Annotated in this window: 8 protein-coding genes; 2 read left to right on the forward strand and 6 right to left on the reverse strand. The window is 33.5% G+C overall.

Annotated features, from left to right (window positions below):
* Positions 1-24: 24 nt before the first annotated feature.
* Positions 25-1,434 (reverse strand): peptidylprolyl isomerase, encoded by a 1,410-nt coding sequence (locus K5V07_RS11775; RefSeq protein WP_370632488.1) that lies wholly within the window; start codon positions 1,432-1,434, stop codon positions 25-27.
* A 713-nt stretch (positions 1,435-2,147) separates the two neighbouring features.
* Between K5V07_RS11775 and K5V07_RS11780 the strand changes: the two genes are divergently transcribed.
* Entirely contained in the window at positions 2,148-3,590 is a 1,443-nt protein-coding gene (locus K5V07_RS11780; RefSeq protein WP_221917630.1) for an alpha-amylase, read from the forward strand.
* Positions 3,591-3,729: 139 nt separating this feature from the next.
* Positions 3,730-5,319 carry a peptide chain release factor 3 gene (locus K5V07_RS11785; RefSeq protein ID WP_221918183.1) on the forward strand — a complete coding sequence of 530 codons (1,590 nt, stop codon included), beginning with the start codon at positions 3,730-3,732 and terminating at the stop codon, positions 5,317-5,319.
* Positions 5,320-5,386: 67 nt separating this feature from the next.
* Here the strand turns inward: K5V07_RS11785 and K5V07_RS11790 are convergent, their stop codons facing one another.
* From K5V07_RS11790 to rpoC, 5 genes are all read right to left on the reverse strand, one after another.
* Positions 5,387-6,238, reverse strand: a complete 852-nt coding sequence (locus K5V07_RS11790) for an IS3 family transposase (RefSeq protein ID WP_221916371.1) — start codon at positions 6,236-6,238, stop codon at positions 5,387-5,389.
* A 14-nt stretch (positions 6,239-6,252) separates the two neighbouring features.
* Positions 6,253-6,681, reverse strand: a complete 429-nt coding sequence (locus K5V07_RS11795) for a hypothetical protein (protein WP_221916217.1) — start codon at positions 6,679-6,681, stop codon at positions 6,253-6,255.
* Positions 6,682-6,778: 97 nt separating this feature from the next.
* Positions 6,779-7,132, reverse strand: a complete 354-nt coding sequence (locus K5V07_RS11800; RefSeq protein ID WP_144889106.1) for a hypothetical protein — start codon at positions 7,130-7,132, stop codon at positions 6,779-6,781.
* A 265-nt stretch (positions 7,133-7,397) separates the two neighbouring features.
* Positions 7,398-7,709, reverse strand: a complete 312-nt coding sequence (locus K5V07_RS11805; RefSeq protein WP_144889107.1) for a DUF3467 domain-containing protein — start codon at positions 7,707-7,709, stop codon at positions 7,398-7,400.
* Positions 7,710-7,718: 9 nt separating this feature from the next.
* Positions 7,719-12,032, reverse strand: a complete 4,314-nt coding sequence (rpoC, locus tag K5V07_RS11810; RefSeq protein WP_221917631.1) for a DNA-directed RNA polymerase subunit beta' — start codon at positions 12,030-12,032, stop codon at positions 7,719-7,721.
* Between the last annotated feature and the right edge of the window lie 294 nt (positions 12,033-12,326).

Consider the following 12,326-nt stretch of genomic DNA (forward strand, 5'->3'; position numbering starts at 1 on the left):
AAGTTTTAAACCCTAAAAATAAGTCTATTTTTTTAACCAATTGTTCGTGAATTTACAATCTCTATATTCCCCCTGAATCTTGATGTAGGTCTCTTTGATTTTCTCGTCAAACCATTTTCCTATTTCAGTAATTCGTTTTTGCTTTAACGCTAAATCCTTTATTTTAATGTAATCCTTAGCATAATCTGCTGTATGCTCATCAATTCTATTGGTTACCGTAATAATTTTAAAGCTCTTTTTACCTTCTTCACTTTGATCTAAGATAGGCGCAGAAACTTCATTTTCTTTTAAATTTGAAACTTGGCTGTAAAAAGAAGGATCCATTTTAGTCAACTCAAAACGGGTATCTTGTGTTTGTGGATTGATTAAAGCACCGCCATTTGCTCGAGTTTCTTTTTCATCAGATAAAGTTCTGGCAGCTTCTGCAAATGTGATATCTTTATCCTCTATTCTCTTTTTTATTAATTGAATTTTCTCTTTGGCCTCAGCTAAAGATGCATCTGTAACTGTTGGTGCTAATAATATATGACGCAACTCTACTTCTTGACCTTTAATCTTTTCGACAAGAATAATGTGATATCCAAATTCCGTTTCAAAAGGAGCAGAGATTTCTCCCTCGGCTAAACTAAAAGCAACTTCTTTAAATTCTTTTACAAAAGGAGTTTTACGATTCATTTTATAATACCCTCCATTTGACCTAGATCCAGGATCTTGAGTGTACAAAACTGCCTTTGTTGAAAAACTAGCACCTTCTTCTACTTCTTTTTTAAACCCATTGAGTTTGTCAATGACTTTTTGTTTGTCTTCTGCAGAAACTTTTGGCTTAACCACAATTTGTGCTACCTCGAGTTCCACACCAAAAAATGGCAAATCAGCCGCTGGTATTTGTTTAAAATAATTTCTTACTTCTTCTGGAGTAATTTCTACAGCATCAATAATCTTTTTTTGCATTTCCGAAGTAAGTTTTCCCTCCTTTAAGATATCAGCAAAATAAGTTCTAAATTCTTCTTCAGAATCTTTTTTATAATATTGAACTACTTTTTCCATAGACCCAATTTTGTCTATCATGTAATTCAATCGTTCTTCCATCATTCCTTTCACTTCTGTATCTGTAACTATAATACTATCTTGAACAGCTTGATGCGCATACAACTTGTCTTCTAGAAGCTTTCCAAGCATTTGACAACGATCGTACTCTGAAGTATTACCACCTCCAGCTTGTATCTCTAAATACGTTTTATCTATATCTGAGTCTAAAATAATATAATCCCCAACAGTAGCTACAACACCGTCAACTTTTTGTTTGCCAGTTGACTTTACTTTTTTTACGGGAGCTATTACAGAATCCTTAATAATTTCTTGTGCATTTACAACTACACTCATAAACATTAAGAACAAAACAGTAAGTGTAATTCTATTATTATTGGACTTCATTGGTATTGAATTTATTGGCATTATTTTAATTTACTTTTAATGATATTGTCTTTAAAATTAAGATTTTCAAAATGAAACCTTTTCAGGTGTCCCAATTCTAATTATAACATTCTAAAATTGAAATATTTACTACATCAAATCAAAAGTTGTTATCTTAAAATTTTAAAAACGAACAAAAATAACAATTCAATTACATTATACAAGTATACCTGCTACTATTAACAAAAAATTATAGCGCAAAAAAATAGTGAAATTAGAGCTCATTTCATGAGTTATCACTAACATACAATAAGTACATCTTAATTCTATTTCAAAAACAAAAATCCTATTTCAAATATTTTGTTTTGAATATCTACTCATAAAATTATAAAACTGGATTAATACTATTTAAAATTAAACTCCGAATTAAATCTTAAAATTCTCATTTTTTTAAGTCTAAAATACAAAGTTGTAAACACTACATCGTTTTCGAAACAAAATAAAAACAAGTAAATCACCTTCAAATCATTTAATTTATAAATTAGCTATTGTTATCAATTTAAAATATAAAAGCACAATAAATTATAAATACCATTATATATTGGCTTTATAATTTACATATACTCAATAAGAACTTATTTACCAAACCCTATTCTATTATTATAAATTAACACTATCAGCAAGAATTCATCCCAAAATCTAACATGAACTAAAACCAATTAACCTAAATGATTATGAAAAAAAATGTATTAAAAACCTGTGCCATCGCGTCACTTTTTTTAAGTTTAAATGCTTGTTCTACATCAGATGAACTACAAAAAGACTCTATAGAACAAGCATCTCAGTTTAAAATTATTCAAGTCACTAAACATGATGGACGTCCGTTTAGCACAGGAAAACAAACGAATATTTCCACTGGAAGATATGTTGCAAATCCGGGTGGAGGTGTCATGATGCAAGCCTTCTACTGGGATGTGCCCGCAGGTGGAACGTGGTGGAATGTAGTCAATTCAAAAATAACAGCTTGGTCAAATGTAGGTATTGGTTCAATTTGGTTACCACCTGTTTCAAAAGCTCAAAACGGAGCGTTTTCTATGGGATATGATCCAACTGATTATTTTGATTTTGGTAATTTTAATCAAAACGGAACTGTTGAAACGCGTTTTGGTTCTAAAACCGAACTAGAAAGTTTAATAACAAAGGTTCATGCCGAAAACATGCAAGTGTATGCAGATATGGTTCTCAATCACAACAGTGGCGGGCAACTAGAGAGCAATCCATTTACAGGAACACAAACATATACTAATTTTACAGGTGTTGCCTCTGGTAAGTTTAAACGAACAAGTGCTGATTTTTATAAAAATGCCTACGGAAATAATGATGAAGGTTTATTTGGAGGATTTCCTGACCTAGCTCACGTTACTCCAAATGTTCAAGACTGGCTCTGGAAAAGAGCTGATGGTGTAGGTAAATTTTATAAAAACACGATGAAATTTGACGGCTGGAGATTTGATTACGTAAAAGGTTTTGGCGCTTGGGTTATTAAAGATTGGAATACCAATGTAGGCGGATTCTCTGTAGGTGAACTTTGGGATTCTAATGTAAATATACTCAATGACTGGGCAAATAACGCCAATAGTTCTGTGTTTGACTTTGCTTGCTATTATAAAATGAATGATGCTTTTGATGGCAATAACCTAAACGTACTCAACGATGATATGATGTGGAAAAGAAATCCATACAAAGCGGTTACATTTGTTGCGAATCATGACACTGATGAAATTTGGAAAAAAGAATTAGCATACGCGTACATATTAACACACGAAGGATATCCAACAATTTTTTACCGTGATTATGAAGAGTGGCTAAATAAAACCAAATTGAATAATCTAATTTGGATTCACAACAACAAAGCAACCGGTAACACTTCTATTTTATACACAGATAATGATGAATACATAGCAAGAAGAAACGGATACAATGGCAATCCAGGATTAGTCGTTTACATCAATAACTCTTCAACCTGGCAAGAGCGCTGGATACAAACCAACTGGGCCAATGCACAAATTAAAGATTTTACCGGTAACTCTGGCTGGTTCCCAACAACACAAGCTGACAAATGGGTAAAAATACAATGTCCTCCTAATGGATATTCTGTATGGTCCATCAATATGTAATAGTTTTTCTTTGAGGCTGCCCTTTTTAGGCAGCCTCTTTTATTTGGAATCGTTTACACAATACGAAAATACCTTTTAAACAGATCAAATTTTCAAATAGCGTATATAAATAGTACTTTTGCAAACTATTCATATACATATGGGCTTTTTAGAAGAAATACAACGCAGAAGAACTTTCGGGATTATCTCACATCCTGATGCTGGAAAAACGACATTGACTGAAAAATTACTTCTTTTTGGAGGAGCAATTCAAGAAGCAGGTGCCGTAAAAAATAATAAAATAAAGAAAGGTGCTACGAGTGACTTTATGGAAATTGAACGCCAAAGAGGAATTTCTGTATCTACCTCTGTACTTGCATTTAATTACCAAGACAAGAAAATAAACATACTTGATACACCTGGACACAAGGATTTCGCCGAAGACACTTTTAGAACTTTAACAGCAGTTGATAGTGTTATTGTAGTGATTGACGTAGCTAAAGGTGTAGAGGAACAAACTGAAAAATTAGTAGCAGTTTGTAGAATGCGTAAAATTCCAATTATTGTATTTATCAATAAATTAGATAGAGAAGGAAAAGATGCATTCGACTTAATGGATGAAGTTGAACAAAAACTTGGACTTACCGTAACACCTTTGAGTTTCCCTATCGGGATGGGATATGACTTTCAAGGAATTTATAATCTTTGGGAACAAAATATCAATTTATTCAGTGGTGATAGTCGTAAAAACATAGAAGAAACAATTGCTTTCTCAGATGTACAAAGTCCAGAGCTTGAAAAAATAATTGGTCAAAAACCAGCCGATAAACTTAGAGAAGAATTAGAGTTAATTGACGAAGTGTATCCAAAATTTGACAAACAAGATTATCTAGACGGAAAACTACAACCCGTTTTCTTTGGTTCAGCCTTGAATAATTTTGGTGTTAGAGAACTACTAGATTGCTTTGTAGAAATTGCACCTTCGCCAAGACCTAAAGATTCCGAAACAAGACTTGTAGATCCAGAAGAACAAAAAATGTCTGGTTTTGTATTTAAAATCCATGCCAATATGGATCCTAAACACAGAGATAGACTCGCTTTTATAAAAATTGTTTCTGGAACTTTTGAAAGAAACAAACCGTATTATCACGTAAGACAAAAGAAAAATTTAAAATTCTCTAGCCCAAACGCCTTTTTTGCAGAGAAAAAAGAAATTGTAGATATTTCTTATCCTGGAGATATTGTGGGCCTTCATGACACTGGAAATTTTAAAATTGGTGACACACTGACCGAAGGGGAATTAATGAGCTTTAAAGGAATTCCAAGTTTTTCTCCTGAGCATTTTAGATATATTAACAACGCTGATCCTATGAAAGCTAAACAGCTGGAGAAAGGAGTTGATCAGCTAATGGATGAAGGTGTAGCGCAATTATTTACTCTAGAAATGAACAATAGAAAAATTATTGGAACGGTGGGTGCTTTGCAATACGAAGTAATTCAATACCGTTTAGAACATGAATATGGTGCAAAATGTACGTATGAAAACTTTCCTGTACATAAAGCTTGTTGGGTAAAACCAAATGACCCAAAAAGTGAAGAATTTAAAGAGTTCAGAAGAATTAAACAAAAATTTCTAGCTCATGATAAATACGGTCAATTAGTATTTCTTGCAGACTCCGATTTTACTATACAGATGACACAAAACAAATATCCCAATGTGAAATTATTTTTTACTTCTGAATTTGAATAGTTCCGATCTAAATAATGTCTAGTCCTGAAAAAGTGATACAGGATTAATAAAAAATAAAAGTACAATTTTAGACAGTAGCAAGCTCTGGTTTGCTACTGTTTTTTGTTTTATAGGTTCTCATTTTAATTTTGTTTTGGTGATGCATCTGATTTGGAGTAAGCATGTAATTAGAATAATGAGGTCTGATTTCATTATAGATATCAATAGCTTCTTTTACAATTTTTTGCATGATTTCTGCTTTTTGATTGTATTTGTCAATCCTAAATTCCTGTTTTAAAATACCATTGATCCTTTCTGCCACTGCATTTTCATAAGGGTCAGAGTTTTGTGTCATACTGCATAGAATTTTATTTTTATTAAGTTGCTTTTGGTAGTCATTAGCACAATATTGAATCCCTCTGTCTGAATGATGTATCAATGGTAAGTTTTTGTTGTTTCTGTGTTTAAGAGCCATTTTAAAAGCCTTCAAACTGCTTTCTGTGTTCATGTTATCGGCAACATAATATCCCATAATCTTTTTAGAATAAGCATCTGTGACTAAGCTTAAATAGCAAGGATTATCTCTTTTTCCTATATAGGTTATATCAGAGACCCAAACTTGCTCTGGTCTGTTAATTTCTAAATCTAGAATTCGATTTTGATGTTTATTAAATCGATGATGTGAGTTAGTCGTTACATGATAACTTCGTTTAGGATGTATCAATAAATGATTGGCTCTGAGTATATCAAAGAACTTATCTCTTCCAATTTTCATTAATTGAAGTTTATCCAACAAAAGATAATATAGTTTTCGAGTACCTATTCTAGGCATTGTCTTCCTGATATTATTCACCATCAAAATCACTTCTTTGGCTTTGTTTTGTTTGGATGCTATTCTTCTAGTCTTTCGATAATAAACCTGTCTGTCTATCCCGAACAAATAACAGGTAAACGCTACTGTTTTTTGTTCTTTTGCTCTAAAGCGGGCGATTGTTCGGGTGCAGAGTTTTTTCGGATATCGATATGATATTCTTTCTCAGCTAAATCAATCATCATGTCAAACAAGATTGCTTTTTTATCTGCAACGTAAGCTTGTCGTTCTAAAAGAGCCTTTTGTTTTTCTAATAGCTTGACTTGGGCTTCAAGTTCCATAATTTTTTGTTCGGGTGACTTTGCCATATTCAAAGGGGATTGGTTTTCCCAATCAAAGTTACCAAATTTTCGTAACCAGCCCAGAACTGTAGCATGGCTTTGAATGCCATATTGTTTTCTAATTTGGGTAATTGATGAACTACCTTGCTCAACTTCTCTAACGATTTGAAGTTTTAAGGACATGCTGTAATCTCGCTGGGTGCGCTTTACATAATTCGTGTATTCTTCCATAACGATTGTTTTTGTGTATCGCTATTTCAGGACGGGACATAAATACCAAAAAAAAACGCTAATCTTTCAATTAGCGTTTTTTTTGTTTTTTATATTTTTAAGCAACCATAACTTCTGAGTTAATTGCTTTTTTCAAGAAAGTTTTAATTAAAATTCTATTAGGAGCAGTACCTGATGTAATTACTTGTTTTTTTGTATTTGTTTCTTCGATAGAAGTATTTGATTTAGTATCTTGTTTAGAACCCATAAACCAAAGCACAAAATTCACATTATTTGTTGTACTCGTTTTAGTTATATTTTCATTTTTAACTGATACTATTTCAATAGGATTATTTTCTACAATGGTTTGTGAAGATTGCGAAAAAGTTACATTAGAACACAATATAAAAAAGAAAAAAAGGCAACCTTTAAGTGTTAATTCATTGCAAACTAAAGACGAGAAATATTTCATAAATAATAATATTTTTTTTCGGGGAGTTGACATCCAAATCCGAAACAAAAGTATACCATTTGTTTAGTCGTAAAAAAAATTTTCGACAAAGCACCATAATAGTCGATTAAAGCACAAAATTTAATATTAAAGCATGTAATAATAACGATTTAAACACATAGATTTCTGTTTAGTAATATCGATTTAACAAATTAAAATCCAAAACAATTTACCCAGTTATAACCTAAAAAAAAAGCTCCAGTAAATATACTGGAGCTTTTGAAATTTATGCTTGACCGGCTGGGCCAAAGTTGAGCGGTATGGGCAACTGTTCCGTGTCTTTAATTTCGCCATGGGCAATTTCAAATCTATGGATATTTTCTCCAATAGCCTTTAATAATCGTTTAGCATGCTGTGGTGTCAAGACAATTCTTGATTTCACTTTAGCCTTAGGAATTCCAGGCATTATACTAACAAAATCTAAAACAAATTCTGAAGAAGAGTGATTGATAATTGCTAAGTTAGAATAAATTCCTTCTGCAGTTACTTCATCTAATTCTATATTAATTTGATCTTGTTGTTGGTTTGAATTGCTCATATCCTTGTATTAATAAATGTACTCCTCTTTGTTAGCCATCATATCATTGTAATCATCTTTTGACCCTACAATTGTAGCATCATATTCTCTCATACCTGTTCCTGCAGGAATTCTGTGTCCTACGATTACATTTTCTTTCAATCCTTCTAAGTAATCAATTTTACCTGCAACAGCAGCTTCATTTAATACTTTAGTAGTTTCTTGGAACGATGCAGCAGAGATAAATGATTTCGTTTGAAGCGAAGCTCTGGTAATACCTTGTAATACTGGAGTTGCTGTAGCAGTTACAACATCACGGGCAACAACAAGATTTTTATCCGTACGTTTCAATAAAGAGTTTTCGTCACGCAACTCACGAGGAGTAATGATTTGACCTTCTTTTAAAACGCTTGAATCACCAGCATCCTCAACAACCTTCATTCCGTAAAGCTTATCATTTTGAACAATAAAATCTTTAGTGTGAATCAATTGATCTTCTAAGAATAAAGTATCACCTGGATCTTGTACTCTTACTTTACGCATCATTTGACGTATTACTACTTCAAAGTGCTTGTCGTTGATTTTTACCCCTTGTAAACGGTATACTTCTTGAATTTCATTAACCAAATACTGTTGAACAGCAGCTGGACCTTGTATTCTTAAAATATCATCTGGAGTAATTGCTCCGTCAGACAATGGCACACCTGCTCTTACGAAGTCATTTTCTTGAACCAAAATTTGGCTTGATAATTTAACTAAGTATTTACGAACATCACCAAATTTAGATTCGATAACAATCTCACGGTTACCTCTTTTGATTTTTCCAAAAGAAACAACACCATCAATTTCAGAAACTACAGCTGGATTAGATGGATTACGAGCTTCTAAAAGCTCTGTAATTCTTGGTAAACCTCCTGTAATATCTCCTGATTTAGAAGAACGACGTGGGATTTTCACCAATACTTTACCAGCTTTAATTTTCTCACCGTTTTCAACCATCAAGTGGGCACCAACTGGTAAGTTGTAAGAACGAATCAATTCTCCATCTTTACCGTAAACTAATAAAGTTGGGATTAATTTTTTAGCTCTAGATTCAGAAATTACTTTTTCTTGGAAACCAGTTTGCTCATCGATTTCAACCATGAACGACTGTCCTTGTTCTAAATCTTCGTAAGCAATTTTACCAGTAAACTCAGAAACAATAACTCCGTTATATGGATCCCATTTACAAATTACATCTCCTTTAGCTACAGATTGACCATCTGCAACAAAAATGCTTGAACCGTAAGGAATATTATTAGTACTTAATAAAATACCAGTTGTTTCGTCAATTAATTTTAACTCTGTAGAACGAGAAACAACGATATCAACTGAGTTTCCTTCGCTATCTTCACCTTTAACAGTTTTAAGATCTTCAATTTCAAGCTTACCAGCAAATTTAGTGATGATGCTTGATTCTTCAGATATACCACCCGCAACCCCTCCAACGTGGAAAGTACGTAATGTTAACTGTGTTCCTGGTTCCCCAATAGATTGTGCTGCAATTACACCAACTGCCTCACCTCTTTGTGTCATTTTACCTGTTGCAAGGTTACGACCGTAACACTTAGCACAAATACCTTTTAAAGCTTCACAAGTTAGTGGAGAGCGCACTTCAACTTTCTCGATAGGAGAAGCATCAATAGCTTTCATAATAGCTTCGGTAATTTGCTCACCAGAATGAACCAATACTTCGTTAGTCAATGGATTAATCAAATCTTGTAAAACTACACGTCCTAAGATTCTTTCTCCTAATGATTCTACAATTTCTTCGTTCTTTTTCAATGCTGAAACTTCAACACCTCTCAAAGTACCACAATCTTCGATGTTAACAATAACGTCTTGAGAAACATCATGTAATCTACGAGTCAAGTATCCAGCATCGGCCGTTTTCAAAGCCGTATCCGCAAGACCTTTACGAGCACCGTGAGTAGAGATAAAGTACTCAAGGATAGAAAGACCTTCTTTAAAGTTCGAAAGAATCGGGTTTTCAATAATTTCACCACCACCAGCAGTAGATTTTTTAGGCTTAGCCATCAAACCACGCATACCAGTTAACTGACGAATTTGTTCTTTAGATCCCCTTGCTCCAGAGTCAAGCATCATGTACACCGAGTTGAATCCTTGTTGATCTTCTCTAATGTTTTTCATTGCTAGCTCTGTTAATTGAGCATTTGCTGATGTCCATACATCAATAACTTGGTTGTAACGTTCGTTATTGGTAATAAGACCCATGTTATAATTTGCAGAAATACCTTGAACCTGTTCTCTTGCATCAGCAATTAACTGAGGCTTTTGATCTGGAATTCTAATATCTCCTAATGAGAATGATAAACCACCTTTGAAGGCGAATTTATACCCCATATCTTTCATGTTATCCAAGAAAGCAGCAGTTGTTGGAACATCTGTACAGCTAAGTACGTGACCAATAATGTCTCTTAAGTTTTTCTTAGTCAATACGTCATTGATATAACCAGCAGCTTCAGGAACAACTTCGTTAAACAATACACGTCCAGCAGTAGTTTGAATCACTTTGTATACTAATTCACCTGCTTCGTTAAAATCTTTTGCTCTAATTTTAACACGAGCATTCAACTCTACTCTTCCTTCATTCAAAGCGATGTTCACCTCTTCTGCAGAATAGAAAGTAATTCCTTCACCTAAAATTTTCATTTCAGGAGTTGACAAACGTTCTTTGGTCATATAATAAAGACCCAAGACCATATCCTGAGATGGTACCGTAATTGGAGCACCATTTGCAGGGTTCAAGATATTGTGCGAACCTAACATTAATAACTGAGCCTCTAATATAGCTTCTGGTCCTAATGGTAAGTGTACCGCCATTTGATCCCCATCAAAATCCGCATTAAATGCCGTACAAACTAAAGGGTGCAATTGGATTGCTTTTCCTTCAATTAATTTTGGTTGAAATGCTTGAATACCTAGTCTGTGCAAAGTAGGAGCACGGTTTAGTAAGATTGGGTGACCTTTGATTACATTTTCAAGGATATCCCAAACTACAGGCTCTTTCTTATCTATTATTTTCTTAGCTGATTTAACAGTTTTTACAATACCTCTTTCAATCAATTTACGGATTACGAAAGGTTTGTATAATTCTGCTGCCATATCTTTTGGGATACCACACTCAGATAGTTTTAATTCAGGTCCAACAACAATTACCGAACGAGCAGAATAATCCACACGCTTACCCAATAAGTTTTGACGGAAACGTCCTTGCTTACCTTTTAACGAGTCAGAAAGTGATTTTAAAGGTCTGTTTGATTCTGTTTTAACAGCAGATGCTTTACGCGTGTTGTCAAATAATGAATCTACAGATTCTTGCAACATACGTTTTTCGTTTCTCAAGATAACCTCTGGAGCTTTGATCTCCATTAATCTTTTCAAACGGTTGTTACGGATGATTACACGACGGTATAAATCATTTAAATCTGAAGTTGCAAAACGACCTCCATCAAGTGGCACAAGCGGACGCAATTCTGGTGGAATAACTGGTACCACTTTCATAATCATCCACTCAGGACGGTTTTCGCGGTTTAAGTTAGACTCACGGAAAGATTCAACTACTTGTAATCTTTTTAAAGCTTCAGTTTTACGTTGTTTAGATGTTTCATTGTTAGCGCTATGTCTTAATGAGTAAGACAATGCATCAAGATCAATTCTTGCTAACAAATCCATAATACACTCTGCTCCCATTTTGGCAACAAATTTATTAGGATCAAAATCATCTAAATATTGGTTGTCTGCAGGAAGTGTATCTAAAATATTCAAATACTCTTCTTCGGTTAAGAAATCTAATCTTTGTAATGATTCTCCATCAGGATTTTTAGCAATACCAGCTTGGATTACTACATATCTTTCGTAGTAAATAATCATGTCTAATTTCTTAGATGGAAGACCAAGGATATAACCAATTTTGTTTGGTAAAGAACGGAAATACCAGATGTGAGCAATTGGCACCACAAGATTGATGTGACCTACTCTATCTCTACGTACTTTTTTCTCAGTTACTTCAACACCACAACGGTCACAGATAATCCCTTTGTAACGTATTCTTTTATATTTACCACAAGCACATTCAAAATCCTTAACAGGACCGAAAATTCTTTCGCAAAATAATCCGTCACGCTCTGGTTTGTGCGTTCTGTAGTTAATTGTTTCCGGTTTTAAAACTTCCCCTCTTGATTCTTTCAAAATAGATTCAGGAGATGCAAGACCGATTGAGATTTTATTAAACCTTTTTACAGGGTTTTTATCCTTATTGTTGTTATTTCTATTATTCATCATAGTTTTTACTATTGATTTATTTGCAATTAAAAAATTGATTTGATTTTAGTCTAAAGTCAAATGTCATAAAGTTTTAAAGTCACGACTGACTTTTTACTTTTGACTTTCAAACTTTTGACTTAAACACTACCTCGGGTTACTTCTCTAAACTTCAAACCTTTTTATTTTGAAGTGCTAGTTATAAAATTATTTGAAATTTCATAAAAAATCGGAACGGGTTACGGGTCTAAATCCTAAAAACTTATATAAATGCCAAAGTAGAGATGCGATTAATCGCATCTCTACAGTTGACAA

It is taken from the genome of Flavobacterium sp. CHNK8, assembly GCF_019774515.1.
In the GTDB taxonomy this organism is placed as follows: Bacteria; Bacteroidota; Bacteroidia; order Flavobacteriales; family Flavobacteriaceae; genus Flavobacterium; species Flavobacterium tiangeerense.